This window comes from uncultured Campylobacter sp. (assembly GCF_938040115.1).
In the GTDB taxonomy this organism is placed as follows: domain Bacteria; phylum Campylobacterota; class Campylobacteria; order Campylobacterales; family Campylobacteraceae; genus Campylobacter_A.
Genome location: NZ_CALHXD010000039.1, coordinates 1 through 15871 on the forward strand (window position 1 = coordinate 1; position 15871 = coordinate 15871).

17 protein-coding genes are annotated in these 15871 nt (G+C 46.5%); 15 read left to right on the forward strand and 2 right to left on the reverse strand.

Annotation, left to right across the window (positions count from 1 at the left end; all coding sequences use genetic code 11):
• Positions 1-55 precede the first annotated feature (55 nt).
• The gene (msrA, locus tag Q0314_RS01575; protein ID WP_298055770.1) at positions 56-1168 is read right to left on the reverse strand and encodes a peptide-methionine (S)-S-oxide reductase MsrA; all 1113 of its coding nucleotides are present in this window, start codon (positions 1166-1168) and stop codon (positions 56-58) included.
• A gap of 544 nt (positions 1169-1712) precedes the next feature.
• Positions 1713-2333, reverse strand: a complete 621-nt coding sequence (locus Q0314_RS01580) for a YigZ family protein (RefSeq protein WP_298055771.1) — start codon at positions 2331-2333, stop codon at positions 1713-1715.
• Between the two features lie 97 nt (positions 2334-2430).
• Between Q0314_RS01580 and Q0314_RS01585 the strand changes: the two genes are divergently transcribed.
• The 15 genes from Q0314_RS01585 to Q0314_RS01655 all read left to right on the forward strand — a co-directional run.
• Positions 2431-4014: a cyclic peptide export ABC transporter gene (locus Q0314_RS01585; protein WP_298055775.1), complete on the forward strand. Its 1584-nt coding sequence runs from the start codon at positions 2431-2433 to the stop codon at positions 4012-4014.
• Positions 4015-4068: 54 nt separating this feature from the next.
• Positions 4069-4338, forward strand: a complete 270-nt coding sequence (locus Q0314_RS01590) for a DUF2470 domain-containing protein (RefSeq protein ID WP_122867267.1) — start codon at positions 4069-4071, stop codon at positions 4336-4338.
• A 338-nt stretch (positions 4339-4676) separates the two neighbouring features.
• A complete protein-coding gene (locus Q0314_RS01595) occupies positions 4677-5294 on the forward strand; it encodes a TonB-dependent receptor plug domain-containing protein (protein WP_298055779.1) in 618 nt (205 codons plus the stop codon).
• Positions 5279-5734 (forward strand): hypothetical protein, encoded by a 456-nt coding sequence (locus tag Q0314_RS01600; protein WP_298055782.1) that lies wholly within the window; start codon positions 5279-5281, stop codon positions 5732-5734. The genes Q0314_RS01595 and Q0314_RS01600 overlap by 16 nt, the downstream gene beginning before the upstream one ends.
• Positions 5731-6705 (forward strand): TonB-dependent receptor, encoded by a 975-nt coding sequence (locus Q0314_RS01605; protein ID WP_298055785.1) that lies wholly within the window; start codon positions 5731-5733, stop codon positions 6703-6705. The genes Q0314_RS01600 and Q0314_RS01605 overlap by 4 nt, the downstream gene beginning before the upstream one ends.
• 175 nt (positions 6706-6880) lie before the next feature.
• Complete coding sequence (locus tag Q0314_RS01610; RefSeq protein ID WP_297940350.1) at positions 6881-7510, forward strand: MotA/TolQ/ExbB proton channel family protein; 630 nt, start codon at positions 6881-6883, stop codon at positions 7508-7510.
• On the forward strand, positions 7488-7910 hold the full coding sequence (locus tag Q0314_RS01615; RefSeq protein WP_298055787.1) for a biopolymer transporter ExbD: 423 nt from the start codon (positions 7488-7490) through the stop codon (positions 7908-7910). Before Q0314_RS01610 ends, Q0314_RS01615 begins: the two co-directional genes overlap by 23 nt.
• A gap of 50 nt (positions 7911-7960) precedes the next feature.
• Positions 7961-10033, forward strand: a complete 2073-nt coding sequence (locus Q0314_RS01620) for a TonB-dependent receptor (RefSeq protein WP_298055790.1) — start codon at positions 7961-7963, stop codon at positions 10031-10033.
• Positions 10023-11003, forward strand: coding sequence for an iron ABC transporter permease (locus Q0314_RS01625; protein ID WP_298055792.1), 981 nt, complete (start codon positions 10023-10025; stop codon positions 11001-11003). The genes Q0314_RS01620 and Q0314_RS01625 overlap by 11 nt, the downstream gene beginning before the upstream one ends.
• A 1-nt stretch (position 11004) precedes the next feature.
• A complete protein-coding gene (locus tag Q0314_RS01630) occupies positions 11005-11772 on the forward strand; it encodes an ABC transporter ATP-binding protein (RefSeq protein WP_298055794.1) in 768 nt (255 codons plus the stop codon).
• Between the two features lie 31 nt (positions 11773-11803).
• Entirely contained in the window at positions 11804-12625 is an 822-nt protein-coding gene (locus Q0314_RS01635; protein WP_298055797.1) for an ABC transporter substrate-binding protein, read from the forward strand.
• The gene (locus tag Q0314_RS01640; protein WP_298055800.1) at positions 12625-13404 is read left to right on the forward strand and encodes an energy transducer TonB; all 780 of its coding nucleotides are present in this window, start codon (positions 12625-12627) and stop codon (positions 13402-13404) included. The genes Q0314_RS01635 and Q0314_RS01640 overlap by 1 nt, the downstream gene beginning before the upstream one ends.
• A complete protein-coding gene (locus tag Q0314_RS01645; RefSeq protein WP_298055803.1) occupies positions 13405-14628 on the forward strand; it encodes a radical SAM protein in 1224 nt (407 codons plus the stop codon).
• Positions 14625-15134, forward strand: coding sequence for a flavodoxin family protein (locus tag Q0314_RS01650; protein WP_298055806.1), 510 nt, complete (start codon positions 14625-14627; stop codon positions 15132-15134). The genes Q0314_RS01645 and Q0314_RS01650 overlap by 4 nt, the downstream gene beginning before the upstream one ends.
• 289 nt (positions 15135-15423) lie before the next feature.
• The coding region (locus tag Q0314_RS01655) for a sugar phosphate nucleotidyltransferase (RefSeq protein ID WP_298055809.1) at positions 15424-15871 on the forward strand (448 nt) is incomplete at its 3' end.

The following is a 15871-nucleotide window of genomic DNA, read 5'->3' on the forward strand; positions in this document are numbered from 1 at the left end:
GCCTATCGAGTCAAATTTTAACAAAATCCGCAAAAAGCGCTCAAAAGACAAGCCGCTATTTTTTAGAATACTGCGCGTCAAGATACGGTATCAAATACCCATACCCCTGCTTCTCCATCTCATCCTTCGGCACAAACCTCAGCGCAGCGCCGTTGATGCAGTATCTTAGCCCTCCTTTGTCGCGCGGACCGTCGTCAAATACATGCCCCAAGTGCGAATCCGACATCGCGGTTTTGACCTCGGTGCGCACCATGCCGTGCGATAGATCGGACTTTTCGGCGATCAGGCTAGCATCTATCGGCTTAGTAAAGCTCGGCCACCCGCAGCCCGCGTCAAATTTATCGTACGAGCTAAAAAGCGGCTGACCGTTTGTGATATCGACGTAGATACCGATGCGCTCCTCGGCGTTTAGCTCGCTGCTGTGCGGGCGCTCTGTCGCGGCGTGCTTTACGACGTCGTATGAGATGGCGCTTAGCTCATTTTTTAGCATTACGTCGTCTTTGTTTTTGTAGTTTTGCAAATTTTGCTTCATATCGCGCTTTTTGTCGCTCAAAATTTCGCCCTTTTTAGGCAGGCTCTCAAAGGTCACGTGGCAGTATCCGTGCGGGTTTTTGTCCAGATAATCCTGATGATACTCCTCGGCTTTGTAGATATTTTCTAGCGGCGCGACCTCCGTTACGATGGGCGCTTTGTAGTTTTTTTGTTGCTCGGATATAAAGGCTCTGATCGCCGGCTCGTCCGCCGAATCGGTGTAGTAAATGCCCGTACGGTACTGCGTGCCGCGGTCGCCGCCTTGTTTGTTTAGGCTAGTGGGATCGATAGTTTTAAAGTAAAATTTGAGCAAATGCAGCAGGTCAATCACGTACTCGTCATATTCGACCCAGACGGCCTCGGCGGCGTTCGTATCGCCCGTGCAGACCTGCTCGTAGCTAGGATTTGGCACCTTTGAGTTTGCGTAGCCCGTGTAGGTGCTAACCACGCCCGAAAGCTGCTTTAGATAGGCCTCCGTGCCCCAAAAGCACCCGCCCGCTAGCACGATCGTTTTGTTCGCGACCACAGGCTCTTTTGTTTCATGTTTCATCTGTTCTCCTTGTAAATTTAAAAATATACCTAAAAATAGCGCTAAAGCGCCGACTATTCCTGCTGTTTTTAACGTTTTGCCAAGCATTTTTGCTCCTTTTGGCTTAAATTTTAGACTAAATTTGATCCGGGCAAATTTGACTTCAAATTTGACGGTTTTGCATTTTACGCACCGAGACCCGTACCGCGAAAACGCTAAATTTGGTTTGGTTAAATTTAGCATTGTACATTAAATTTAATCTTTCTTATTAAGGTGGAAGGGGCTTGAATTACGAGGTCGCTCCCTTCCCCCTTAACAATCCCCCAACCCCTACGACGTGAGAAGTTGCTGCACTACGTGCAGGTTTAAATTTGACGCTTACGCGTCGCAGGTTTAAATTTAGCACTTTCGCGGTACGGGTCTCGGCGAGTAAAATATTTGACTTCAAATTTGAACGTAAAACGATAAGGCGAAGTATCGTGAGATGATTTTGAGAGTTGTGTAGAAATTTTAAGTCAAGGCTAGACAAGTAGTCTGCCACAGACTTAAAATTTCAAATCTCTCTCAAAAGCACTCACGAGACGAGCCTTAGCCAAAATCAGCGAAATTATAACCGCCCACTCTAAACCCAACGTGAATTTCGCCTCTTGATTTACCCTTTCGCGGCTAACGGCAAGGCGTAAAATTTAAACCCCTCCTGCTCAAACCCGCTCGCAAATGCCTGAAATTCGTCAAATTCGGCGCTGTTAAACTCCGCCCGCCAGATAGCGCCCTCCTCGTTAAATTCGCGTTCAAAGCTCAAATTTCGCTTTTCAAAATAGTGCTCAAAGCGCGAGCCAAGCACGTATGGCGTAAAAAACACGCAAAGCGATTTTATCTCAAATTTAGCCAGCGCGCCGCAGCCCGCGGCCTCATCTATCGCCGCATTTACCGCTGCGCCGTAAGCTCGCACGAGTCCGCCCGTGCCAAGCTTTATCCCGCCAAAATACCGAACTATTAGCGCGCCCGAGTTTACGAGCTGGGCGCCTCTAAGCGCGTTTAGCGAGGGTTGCCCGCTCGTGCCCTTTGGCTCGCCGTCGTCGCTTTGATTTTCCACTATCTGGCCGTAGCCGTTTCGCTCGCGCAGCGCCCACACGACGTGCGCGGCCTTTGGATGCTCGGCCTTTAGGCGCTCGTGCAAGGCTTTAAACTCGCAAATCGGGCACAAAAAACATAAAAACGTCGATTTTTTGGCTTCAGTTTTGGTCGATACGACCCGCAAAACCGTTTGCAATTTTCTCCTTTAAATAAAGCCCGATTTTAGCGAAATTTTAAAAATATTCTTATAAAATGGCGGCTAAAATGAAATAAGCTCTCAAAAAAGAATGAAAATGTTTAAAAAAATCTCAAAAAAAACGCTTTGGCAAATCATTGCCATGATCGTATCTAGCGCCGTTTTTAGCGGTTCTGGGATCTTAATACTAGCCTTTATCAACAAATACCTCTTAAATTTAAAAGAACAAGACGCTCAAATTTTGCTCGCATTTTTTGCGCTTTTGATTTTGTTTTTGGGCTTTTCGGTACTTTCACGCATCGCTCTTAGCGTGATTGGCAATGATTTTGTCTACGAGCTGCGAACTAAAACGATAAAAAGGATACTCGATACCGCAAATCAAAAAATCGTAGCCGCCGGCAAGTCGAATTTGATCGCCTCGCTCTCAAGCGACGTGCGCAGCCTAACAGACGGCTTTATGCAAGTGCCAAGCATCGTCCAAGGCGTGCTCATCATCGGCGCGACGGGCGCTTACGTGCTGTTTATCTCGGCCGAGATTTTCGTGTTTTTGGTGCTTTGGATGAGCGCAGCGACATGGATTTGCCGATGCTTCATCAAAAATATCCACAAATACTACGAACAATGCCGTAACGGCGAGGATGCGCTATATCGCGACTACCAGACCTGCATCGAGGGGCATAGGGAGCTTAGCTTAAATTTAGCCCGCGCGAAGCGGCTTTTTTGGGACCGCTTTATCCCAAACGCAAAAAGCCTGCGCACAAATATCGTAAAAGCCGAGATCCATCAATCCTTTATGAGCAACTGGCTAAACACCGTGATGCTGGGCGCCGTGGGCATCGAGATATATTTTTGCCTAGCCTACGATGCCGCGAGCCTGCAAGACGCGATCACGGTGGCCTTGGCGATACTTTTTTTGCGAGCGCCTCTCATGATGCTGCTTTACTCGGTGCCTAGCGTCTTTCGCGCGCGCATCGCCTACGAGCGGCTAAAAAAGCTTGACCTAGCGCCCTTTGAGCCGGAGTTTGAACTGGGTGAGACGGCTCCGCAAATTTGGCAAAAACTGCGCCTAAAAGATATAAATTTCGCCTACGACGAGGGGAGCGAATTTGCGCTAAAAGATATAAATTTAGAGATCGGACGCGGCGAAACGGTATTTTTGATCGGTAAAAACGGTAGCGGCAAAAGCACGCTATTTATGATTTTAGCGGGGCTTTTAGCGCCAAAAAGCGGCGAGATGTTTGCAGATGATACCAAAATCACCGAGTCAAATTTAAAAAGCTACGCAAACACGATCAGCGCGGTGTTTAGCGACTTTTATCTCTTTGACGAAGTGATGAGCGAGGATGAAGCACTGATAGAGGGGCTACTAAAAAAGATGTCGATAGAAAATAAAGTAAGCGTCAAGGACGGAAAATTTAGCACGCTAAATCTCTCTCAAGGCCAGAAAAAGCGCCTCGCTATGGTCGCGGCGCTGCTTGAAAAGCGCAAATTTTTGATCCTTGACGAGTGGGCGGCTGATCAAGACCCCGAGTTTAGGCGGCATTTTTACACGGAGTTTTTGCCGGAGCTAAAGGCGCAAGGCTATACTGTTTTTGCGATCAGTCACGACGATGCGTACTTTGACGCGGCGGATAAAATTTACGAGATACGAAACGGGCAAATCGCGCTCATTAAGGGCTAAAATTCAGCTAAAAACGGTTAAAATAACGGATATCATTTTAAACAAGGAGACATAATGCAGCTAAGCGAGGAAGCAAGAGAAGCCAAAGAGATGGCGCTAGGTATGATGAATGATAATTTCATCGGCCTTACAGAGGATATGTGCGCGAAATTTGGCGGCTTTACGAACCCGCAAAACGTCAAAATGACCGATATCACCGAGGACGGCATGCATATCGCCTGCGACGAGGGCGAGGTCTTCGTACCGTTTGAGAAAAAAGCCGAGCTAACGGTCGAGAGCCTACGCGACGAGGTCATAAACGTCGTAAACAGCATGGAGGGGTAAACCTCCTCTGCTCCATTAGCAGGAGCGCAAATTTAGCTTGCTTCTATGTCAAATTTAACTCTCAAATTTACTCCACTTCAAATTTATTTTAAAACCTTTCAAATTCGGCCTTTAAATTTCACGATTTAAACGCACAACATCGTCCGTAAAACTAAATCTAAAATCTCTCGAGCGTCGCTATAATCGTAAATCAAAATTATAAGAATTGATTTTTATTATTAATTAATACCAAAAACAGTAGAATAACGAAAATTTTTATCATTATTAATTATGATAAAACCGAAGAGAGTTAAAATGAGTAAAAAAGATCAAACGCGCAAGGCGGCAAATTTATACTTTTGTCGCTAGCTGCAGCCGCAAGCCTAAACACGCAAACCCAAAACGTCACGCTAGATGCCGCCATAGTAACGGCGACGGGTTTTGAAAGCGCGCTAAAAGAAGAGACTAGAAATATATTCGTCGTAACCAAAGCAGACGTCGAGGCCTACGGCTACCGCTCGGTAAAAGAGCTCGTAGAAAAGATCCCTAGCGTCGATTTCGTCAGTACCTCAAGCCTAGGCGAAAACATAGATATGCGCGGAGACGGCGCGATGCCGACTATGGCCGTAAAAGTTATGCTAAACGGAGTGCCGATGAATATGGTCGATGCGGCGCACGGCATCATACCGCTTGAGATGATCGCGATCGAGGACATCGAGCAGGTCAAAGTGATGCCGGGAGGCGGAGCCGTGCTCTACGGCAGCGGCACTAGAGGCGGCGTGGTAAATATCATCACCAAGCAAAAGCCGCGAGATTTTTTCGCAAACGTGAGCTCCAAGATAGGCTCGTATAGCTACCGCGACGCCGCAGCCACCGTCGGCGGAAACGTGAGCGAGGATCTGTTTTTAAAATTTAGCGACAAGGCCTTCGGTCAAAAAGGCTACAGACACGACTACAAGGAGTGCAAAACTACCTAAGCGGCGGGCTAAACTACAAATTTAACGACTCTCACTCACTAAATTTGACGCCTAGCATATTTAAATCAAAAAGGAACGATCCGGGCACCCTAACCCAAGATCAAGTCTCGCAAAACCGCAGGCAAAATGCAAATAACGGCCTAACAAAGCTCTTTGAAAACGAGAAAATCGGCGTTAGCGCCGTTTACGAGGGGAAATTTAACGACTTTTACTCGGTAAATTTGATGCCGTATTATCAAAAAATCAAAATCAAAACCTCCTCGACCGAGTCGGCTCGCGGCGTGCGCTATCCGTCGCAAGGACTTTTCGGCGATAAAAAATACGGCGTAAATTTTAAAAACAAGCTTGACTACGGCAGTGGCGAGTTTATCTTTGGCTACGACTACGAGCAAAACAAAGGCGATAGAGAGTCGCACTACGAGGTAAAACATCGCCCGTGATAAGCCTAAAGCACGACACGACGCTTGATCTACAAAAGACCACGCACGCACTTTATTTTATGGAAAAGCATAAATTTACGCAGGTTTTTGATCTAAGCCTTGGGTATAGATTTGAGCGCGCGCAGTACGAGGCTAGAAGGGTTTTAGATATGAAGGGCTTTAGAAACAGCATACCTTTTCCTCCGATGACCAGCTACAACGCCATAAGCGACGGCAGAGATATCGACAACCACGCGTTTGAGTTTACGCCAAATTTCAGATACTCCGACACCGGAAACGTATATTTTAAATTTGAGCGCGGCTACATCTCGCCCTCGCCTTCTCAGCTAGCCGACAAAGATCAGGTGACTAAGCAGTACAAATTTAACGACCTAAAATCGGAAAAATTTAACACCTACGAGATCGGGCTAAAAGATCACGTCGCAAGCATGCCGGTAAACGCTACAGTGTTTTTAACCGACACTAGCGACGAGATAGCCTATGCCGAGCTTGGAGCCAACCACGGTGACGCTTGGAAATACTACAACATCGCAAAAACTAGACGATACGGATTTGAGTTTTTTAGCAGGCAAAATCTCTTTGATAGGCTGATTTTAAGCCAGTCCTACGCCTACGTAAACGCCACGATCAAAAAAGGCGATAACGCCGGCAAAGAGGTGCCCTACGTCTCAAAACACAAATTTATATTCGGCGCGGACTACGAGATCGTGAGCGACTTGCACGTGTTTGCGGACTATAAATTTTACTCAAAGAAAAAGGACTTAAACTACGACAACATCTCATCTCGCAGCATCGTGGACGCAGGCGTTTCGTATAAATTTAAAAACGGATTTGGCATAACAGGGGGCGTAAAAAATCTCTTTAACAAAAAATACTACGACTACCAAGGCAAAAACAACCAAACCGGTATCTACGAGTATAGCCCGGCAAACGAGAGAAACTACTACGTAGAGTTTAAGTACACCTACTAAACCGCTAAATTTAGGGCTTTGTGTCCTAAATTTGCCTTTTTGGACGCTCTGTTTCTCTGCGAAATGTTATTTGGATTTTGTTATCTAACGTTATGAAATACCGTCAAATTTTATTACCGATTAATGATAGCAGCGGTATAATAAACCGCTTTTGATAATTAATATTAGGATTAAAATGTTTGAGTATATAGAAGTCGGCGGTATATTTATGTGGCCGATATTTTGCCTCTCGGTGCTCGGTATCGCGGTGCTTCTTGAAAAGGGAGCGTATTTTTTATTTACCGAGATAGACGCGACTAGTTCGTTTAAGATCAAGCTTTGCAATCTCATTTTAGAAGGCGACTACGCAAAAATCAAAGAATTTTGCAAAAGCTACAAAAACTCGCTTGCCAAAACCGCGCTTTTCGTCGTGGAAAATTTAGGCGAAGGCGCTAGCAAAACGCAGATCGACTACATCGCCGAGGAGGCCGTATCCATGCAGCTAACCTCGCTTGAGCGGCGCACGTGGATACTGGGGCTTTGCGCGAGCGCGAGCCCGCAGCTAGGCCTGCTTGGCACCATAGTTGGCATGATAAAGGCCTTTAGCGGACTTAGCGGCGGAGTGGATGCTCCGCTCGTTGCGGTCGGTATCTCCGAGGCACTTTATACGACGGCTTTTGGGCTTATAGTGGCGATTCCTTGCGTGATATTTTTTCTCATGATTAGCAAGAAAATAGATTTCATCCTAAACGACCTAAACCGCATTATGAGCCTGTTTGGCCGCAGTTTTGAAAGGAGAAGCTGTGAAGTATGTCCGCAGAGATAAATCCAGATACGCCGGCATCTCGATGTTAAATTTGATCGACGTGATATTTGTGCTTTTGCTATTTTTTATGGTCACGACCTCTTTTAACAAATTTGCCCACATCGACATCGCCCTGCCCCAAAGCGCGTCAAATTTGGACGAAAAAGATACCAAAAACGTCGAGGTTTTTTATCTACTTAACGGCGAAGTGCTTTTGAGTATAAACGGCGAGCAAAAAAGCTTAAATTTAGCAGATCTAGCCGCTCAAATCGCAAATTTAACCCCAAAGCAAAGAGAGAGCGTCAAACTAAACGCCGATGAAGCGATAAACTACGGCGAGGTCGTAAATTTGATCTCTATTTTAAAAGATAGCGGCACGCAAAACGTCGAGCTAAATATCAAGAAAAAGCCGAAAGGATAGAAAATGAACCCGTTTTTATCTCCCTGTAAATTTAACCAAGGAGAACAACTATGATTGCTAAATCAAGCCAAGGAGCTATCGCGCTTTCGCTGATAGCGAGCATAAATTTATACGCCGCGGAGGATAGCTCCACTAGACTAGACGCCACCGTCATAACCACGACTGGCTTTGAGAGCGCGCTAAAAGACGAGGTTAGAAACGTAACGGTAATAACCGCCAAAGAGATAGAGGATCGAGGATACCGCGATATCAAAGAAGCGCTAGAAAAAGCTCCGGGCGTCAGCCTAAACGGCAACAACGTAGATATGCGCGGACAAGGCTCCAGAAGGAGCTCGTCGGCCAGATCGACCACGACCGTAAAGGTGATGGTGGACGGCGTCGCGCTAAACATGATCGACACTACGCCTACTAGGATCCCCGTAGATATGATACCTATCGAGGACGTAGATAGGATAGAGATAGTCCCGGGAGGCGGCACCGTGCTATACGGCAGCGGCACCATGGGAGGCGTGATAAATATCATCACCAAAAAAAGCAAAAAGAAATTTTACGCGGGCGTCTCTAGCAAGCTCGCCTCCTACTCCTATAAAGACGTATCCCTAAACGTCGGCGGCGGAGTAACGGACGCGCTATCTTTAAAACTAAACGCAAAAAAATCGGACTCAAACGGCTATAGACGCGGAGATAAAACCAAAGAAGACTACGTCTCGGGCGGCCTAACCTATCAGATAACGGACGATCAGGCGCTATCTATAAACTCAAGCTATTTTAAAGACAAAAGCCGCACCACCGGCGCCCTAAGCAAAGCTCAGCTAGAGAAGGATAGAAGACAAGCGGGATCAAGTAAAACCGACTATCTAAACAAAAGAGTTAGCGTAAACGCCGACTACTCTATAAATTTAAACGACGCGCTGACGTTTAACCTATCGCCTTATTATCAAAAACTAACCATGGACTCCTATAGCGTCTACAAAGACGGCGACAGCGGAGCGCTAGGGCTAACCGATAAACAAGCCGGAGCTAAATTTAAGGGCAAATACGGCTACGGCAGCGGAGATTTTATATTCGGCTACGATTTTTTAAGACAAGAGGCCAAAAGATCTATACTCTCGAAATCTACGAGCAGACGCGGACCTATCACGGTAAGCGCCGACGTTACGACCAAATTTGACGTAGAAAAGAAAACGCATTCGTTTTACGTGTTAGAAAAGCACGACTTTACCGATCAGTTTTCTTTGAGCGCGGGATATAGACTTGAACTAGCTAGAAACGACATGGATAGACGCTCACACTCCGTCGTCGCCATGACGCCTGGCCGAACGATAACTAGCGATTCGTCCTTTAAAGGCAAGAAAAACTCGGACAACCACGCTTTTGAGATAACGCCTAGCTTTAAATACTCCGACACCGGCAACGTTTATTTTAAATTTGAGCGCGGATTCGTCTCGCCCTCGCCCGTTCAGTTTGTGGATAAGCCAAACAGAACCGACTACGTAGTAAATAATCTAAAATCCGAAACCTACCAAACCTACGAGCTTGGCGTGAGAGATATGATCTATGATAATTTCATAAGCGCGACCGTGTTTTTAACCGATACGAAAAACGAAATCTACACCAGAACGCTCACAAATAACATAACCGACGGCTGGTTTTTTATAAATTTAGACGACGTCAGGAGATACGGAGCCGAGCTCTACGCCGAGCAGCAAATTTTAGACAATCTAAAAACCAGCCAGACCTTCTCCTACGTAAAAGCCGAATTTAAAAAAGGTAGCAACAAGGGCATGGAGGTGCCGACCGTACAAAAGAGCAAATTTGTCGCTAGCATCGACTACGAGCCGATCAAGGATTTAAATTTACTCCTTGACGTCAAATACCTATCAAAGCTAAAAAGAGCGATCTACTCGGGCGTGACGGACATATCCGGCTACGAGACGCAAACCGTGTCTAGAACGCTAGTAGATCTTGGGGCGAAGTATAAATTTAAAGGCGGATTTTCAGTCTCTGCGGGAGTTAAAAATTTATTCAACAAAAAATACAACTCCTATCAAAGCGTGCTAGAGGACATATACGAGCCCGCCGACGAAAGAAACTACTACGTAGAGTTTAAGTATGCCTACTAAAAACGGAGTTACGGCAGTTTTGGCGGCGCTTACGGCGCTGCTTTTTATATTTTCGCTTAGTCTTGGCGGGGCCGATATCTCGTGGCAAGATATAATCAAATTTGCAAGCGGCGGCGAGATAGACGAGATAAAGGAAACCATCCTGCTAGAAATCCGCTTGCCGCGCGTCATAATGGCCTTTTTAATCGGTATGCTTTTAGCAAGCTCTGGCGTCGTCGTACAAAGCGTATTTTTAAACCCGCTAGCCGATCCCTACATCATCGGTATCGCCTCCGCCGCGACCTTTGGCGCCGTGGCGGCTTATCTTTTAAAGCTTCCCGATTTTTACTACGGCGTGTTTGCATTTTTTAGCGCGGCGATACTTTCGGTGCTGATCTTTAAACTCTCCAAAAAAGGCAAATCCATCGCCACGCTTCTTATCATCGGTATCGCGTTTTCGTCGTTTTTGGGTGCGTTTACGAGCTTTGCGACCTACCTCATCGGCGAGGATAGTTTTAAGATAGTAGCGTGGATGATGGGCTACGTGGGCTCGGCAAACTGGGAAAAGATCGCCTACATCAGCGTTCCTCTCGTGCTATCTATGGCGTATTTTTACTTTAAACGTTTTGAGCTAAACGTCATCCTAAGCGGCGACGAGGAGGCTCAAAGCCTAGGCGTGGACGTAGAAAAGATGAAAAAACGCCTACTTATCGTTTCATCCTTAGCCGTGGCGTTTTCGGTCGCGTTTACGGGCATGATAGGCTTTGTGGGGCTTATCATCCCGCATACCCTGCGCATGATACTAAGGACCTCGAGCAACATCGTTTTGATACCTATTAGCGCCTTTGCGGGCGGGTTTTTCCTGCTAGCTTGCGACACGATAGGCAAAAGCGTCCTAAGCCCGACCGAGGTGCCTATCGGCGTAGTTACGGCGTTTTTCGGCGCTCCGTTTTTTCTATTTTTAGCTATCCGCTCAAGCAGGAGCATATAAGGTGAAAGTAGAAAAACTATGCTTTAGCTACGGCAAAAAAGAGATACTAAAAAATGTAAATTTAAGCCTTGAAAACGGTCGTTTCGTAGGCATTTTGGGCCCAAACGGCTGCGGCAAATCTACTCTTTTAAAAAATATCCTAAGAATTTTATCGCCAAATAGCGGCGTGATCACGCTAGAAAACAAAAAGCTGGAGGATTATTCGCTAAAAGAGCTAGCTAAAATTTTAGGCTTCGTGCCGCAAAAAACGGTTTTAAGTATGCCTCTAACGGTCGAGGATATCGTGCTAACGGGGCGCTTTTGCCATCTAAAAAGCCAGTTTAGCGGATATGACGCAAACGACGTAGCCAAAACCTACGAGATCATGCGCCTGCTTGACGTAGAGCGGTTTGCTAAACGCAGCGCCCACTCCCTAAGCGGCGGCGAATTTCAGCGGGTGCTGCTAGCTAGAGCGCTAGTTAGCGAGCCAAAGATTTTGCTTCTTGACGAGCCTACGAGCGCGCTAGATCTAAACTACGGGGTTCAGATGTTAAAGATCTGCGAGGATTTGACTAGAGAGCTAAATTTACTCTCCGTAGCCGTGCTGCACGATCTAAATTTAGCCGCTATGTTTTGCGACGAACTCGTGATGCTAAAAGACGGCGAGATACGCTACACAGGCACGGCAAAGAAGCTTTATATGAAAGAAATTTTATATGAAATTTACGGGCTAAACTGCGAGATTTTAGAACACGACGGCATGCCATTCGTAGTGCCCGTAAAGCGATAAATGTATAAATCAAAATTTGAAAGGATTTTCTATGAAAAAAGTCGCGGCATTTTTACTCGCCATCAGTTGTCTTTTGACGAATTTAACCGCAAACGCGCCCAAAAAGCTAGTCGTGCTAGACCCTTCGGTCGTAGAGATAGTCTATATGCTAGGCGCGCAGGATCAGCTAGCGGCCATCGCTACGCTTCAGTTTTCTAAAATTTGGCCCGAGGATCAAACCGTAAAGCTAAAAAGCGTAGGCACGTACACAAAGCCAAATATCGAGCAGATCGTCGAGCTAAAGCCTGATCTTGTTATCACCAGCTTTCACTCGGCAAACGTAAACGAGAGCCTTGCTAAATTTAATCTAAAAACCCTCACGCTAAAAGCCGATAGCGTCGGCGATATCTACAAAAATATCGAAGAAATCGGCAAAGTAACGGGCAAAGAGCAAAAAGCGAGCGAAGTCGTAAACGAGATAAAATCCAAAATCGACTCTTTTGCAAACAGCGAGGTAAAGGGCAAAAAAATACTCGCGGTATTTTCATCGACGCCGCTTACGGGCTTTAGCTCAAAGACGCTGCCGGGCGATATCTTTAACAAACTAGGACTAAAAAACATCGCCGATAACGTAGAAGGCTCTACTCCGATCGTCTCGACCGAGTTTATCTTATCGCAAAATCCGGACTTCATCGTCGTTATCGGCGGCATGGGCGGGGATGGCGAAAATTTCCTAAAACAAAATCCGGTGCTTAAAAAAACGAACGCCGCAAAAAACGGCAAAGTGCTCACCGTACCCTCCTCGATGCTACTTAGAGGAACGCCTCGCATAGGCGAAGCCGTAGATAAATTTTACGAGATGCTAAGCAAATAATGCGCTATTTTCTAGTCTCGCTCGTTTTAAATTTAGCTCTGCTTTTTTTGCCGTTAAACTCGCGCCAGATAGAGAGCGCAAAACCGCAAGAAACGATAAAGATAAAGCTAAATTTGACCCAAGAAGAGCCCAGCAAAGAGACTAGAGAGTATGTGCCGCCTCAAAGCGCGGAGCCGCTAGAAAAACCTATGGAATGGCCGCAAGAAACGCAGCCCGAGCCGGTCAAATTTGAGCCCGAGCCCGAGCTCAAGCCCGAAATTTTAGAACCAAAGCCGGTAGAGCCGGAACCCAAAAAGCCAAAGGAGGAGAAAAAGCAACCCCCAAAGCCAAAAATAAAAAAGCAAATCTCGCCAAAGCAGGCGCAAACGGTAAAAGAGGAGTCTAAATTTGAACCAGCACCAGCACCGAGTCAAATTTTACCCGCCGAGCAAAGCTCGCTGCCTAGCTCAAATTTAGCCCCCGCAAAGCAGCCTGCCGCGCAAGATAGCGGCGAAGCAAAAGATCAAAACGCGTGCAAAGAGGGCGTGGGCTTTACCGTGGCGCGCGAGCCCGAGGCCAAATACCCCAAAAAAGCGCTCATGCTGCGGCTAAGCGGGACATTTAAGGTCGAGGTTGATTTTAAATTTGACGGAGAGATAAAGATAATAGCCGTTCGCGGGAAAAATAAAATTTTTAACGACGAAGCGGTGAAAATAACAAAGGAGTTAGAAATTAAAGCGTTAAAAAATATTTCGAATTGTATAATTACCAAACCTTACGAGTTCAAAACGGAGGAATAGATGTTTGAAACCAGGCAAAAAGGGCACGCCGGACCGACGCGTCCTAAAAAGATAAAGATGGCGACTAACGCCGAGGTCGAGAAATTTTTAACCGAGGAGCTGCCCGCGCAAAAGGACGGCGTGATCTACATCCACGTGCCTTTTTGCGATAATATCTGCTCGTTTTGCTCGATGAACCGCACGAAGCTAGAAGACGAGCTAGATAGCTACACGCAGTATCTGCTGGGCGAGATCGAAAAATACGGTAAATTTCCGTATCTGCAAGCTAAAGATATCCGCAGCGTCTATTTTGGCGGCGGAACTCCTACGATACTAAAAGAAAAGCACCTAGAACCGGTTATCACGGCTCTGCGCTCAAATTTTAATATCTCGGACGACTGCGAATTTAGTCTAGAAACCACGCTGCATAATCTAAATTTGAGCAAAGTGCGCCTACTAGAAAGCCTAGGCGTAAACCGCTTTAGCATCGGCGTGCAGACATTTTCGGACAAAGGCCGCAAGCTGCTAAACCGCGTCCACGACAAAAAAGGCGCGATAGAGCATCTAAAAATGATCAGGCAAAATTTTAGCGGCATGGTTTGCACGGATATTATATTTAACTACCCCGAGCAAACGATAGACGAGGTGCTAGAAGACGCCCGCCTAGTCGATGAGCTAAACATCGACAGCACGAGCTTTTATTCGCTTCAGCTTTTTGAAAAATCAGAACTCGCAAAGACCGTGTCGCAGGATTATTACGACGTAAATTACGAGCACGAGCTGCACAACGCTTTCTTTGAAAAGCTGCTAGGCACTGGCAACTACGAGGTGCTAGAGCATACTAAATTTAACCGCATCGGCCGCGACCGCTATCAGTATATCCGCCTAAGCCACGAGGGCGCCGATATCCTGCCGTTAGGTAGGGGCTCTGGCGGAAAGCTAGGCTACTACGACATCTATAACGCAAAAGAAAAAATGCGCATGATAAACAAAGTAGACGATAAACAGCGCGCCGAGGGACGGCTAAAAAGCCTCTTTATGTACCCAAAAATCGACCTCGCGCAGGTTAAAAGCCTAGTTAGCGATGAGACCTTTAGCGCGCTAATGGAGTTTTTCAAAAAATGCGAAAGCAAAGGCTATATGCACATAGAAAACGGCTTTTTAAACTACACGACGGACGGCGTATTTTGGGGTATGTCGATCGGCACCGAAGTAGCAAATATCTCACAAAAGGACTTTGAATGAAAAAAATAGTTATCTACACGAGCGCGACGGGAAATACCGAGAAAGTCGGTCTTGCCATCGCAAACGAGCTTGGCTGCGAAGCGGTCAAATTTAGCGAGAATCTGCACCTAAATTTGGACGGCTACGACTTTATCGCGCTTGGATTTTACGTCGATAAGGGCGATGCCGAGCCTAAATTTAAACGCTTTTTACGCGAGATAAAGGGCAAAAAAGTCGGCCTGTTTATGACGCTGGGCATGGATCCCGAGCACGAGCACGCGATGAACTGCCTAGAAAAGGCAAAAGTCGTGCTACGCGAGGGCGAAAATGAAATTTTACGCGAGTTTTACTGCCAGGGCGCGATCGATCCAAAAGTCATCGAGCAACTACGCAAAATGGGCGAAGCAGCACCCAACGACCCGCGCTACGCCGTGACTCCGGAGCGCGAAGCCAGATGGGCAAGAGCCGCAACTCACCCAGACGCAAACGACCTAGAAAACGCTAAAGTAGCGTTTAAAGGGATATAAATTTGCCGCCGCTTGGCGGTCAAATTTACTAGTTAAATTCGGCGCATTTTAAACTCATAAATTTGCGCCCTATTTTTGGCTTTACTTTAAATTTTACTCACCGAGACCCGTATTTTGAAAGAGCAAAATTTTGTTTTTAAATTTGATGGAGTTAAATTTCACATTTTCAAGACTAGGGTCTCGGTCGGCAAAATTTAAATTTAGTCAAATTTGACCGCCCAAAACCGCCCCTAATACTCCAAATAAGCCAAAACTCGCTATAATCTCCTAAAAAATCAAAAGGAAAATTATGATACAAACTTGTTTATTTCCGGCTGCGGGCTACGGCACGAGATTTTTGCCTGCGACCAAATCGCTACCAAAAGAGATGCTGCCGATCCTGACAAAGCCGCTCATTCACTACGGCGTGGACGAGGCGCTCGAGGCCGGCATGAAAAACATGGCGTTCATCACCGGTCGCGGCAAACGCGCGCTGGAGGATTATTTTGATATCAGCTACGAGCTAGAGCATCAAATCTCTGGCACGAACAAAGAACACCTGCTAACCGAAATCAGAGAGCTAATGGCGCGCTGCACGTTTTCATTCACGCGTCAAGAGAGCATGAGAGGCCTAGGAAACGCCATCCACACAGGCAAAATCCTCGTGCGAGACGAGCCGTTTGGCGTAGTGCTGGCCGATGACCTGTGCATCAACGAAGAGGGCGAAGGCGTGCTATCTCAAATGGTAAAAATCTACG

Bases quoted from the DNA above. Each gene is read 5' to 3' on its own strand.
- Q0314_RS01590 (WP_122867267.1), top strand. From the start codon at position 4,069: ATGCAGCTAAGCGAGGAAGCAAGAGAAGCCAAAGAGATGGCGCTAGGT.
- Q0314_RS01650 (WP_298055806.1), top strand. From the start codon at position 14,625: ATGAAAAAAATAGTTATCTACACGAGCGCGACGGGAAATACCGAGAAA.
- msrA (WP_298055770.1), bottom strand. From the start codon at position 1,168: ATGCTTGGCAAAACGTTAAAAACAGCAGGAATAGTCGGCGCTTTAGCG.
- Q0314_RS01620 (WP_298055790.1), top strand. From the start codon at position 7,961: ATGATTGCTAAATCAAGCCAAGGAGCTATCGCGCTTTCGCTGATAGCG.
- Q0314_RS01635 (WP_298055797.1), top strand. From the start codon at position 11,804: ATGAAAAAAGTCGCGGCATTTTTACTCGCCATCAGTTGTCTTTTGACG.
- Q0314_RS01625 (WP_298055792.1), top strand. From the start codon at position 10,023: ATGCCTACTAAAAACGGAGTTACGGCAGTTTTGGCGGCGCTTACGGCG.
- Q0314_RS01645 (WP_298055803.1), top strand. From the start codon at position 13,405: ATGTTTGAAACCAGGCAAAAAGGGCACGCCGGACCGACGCGTCCTAAA.
- Q0314_RS01585 (WP_298055775.1), top strand. From the start codon at position 2,431: ATGTTTAAAAAAATCTCAAAAAAAACGCTTTGGCAAATCATTGCCATG.
- Q0314_RS01640 (WP_298055800.1), top strand. From the start codon at position 12,625: ATGCGCTATTTTCTAGTCTCGCTCGTTTTAAATTTAGCTCTGCTTTTT.
- Q0314_RS01610 (WP_297940350.1), top strand. From the start codon at position 6,881: ATGTTTGAGTATATAGAAGTCGGCGGTATATTTATGTGGCCGATATTT.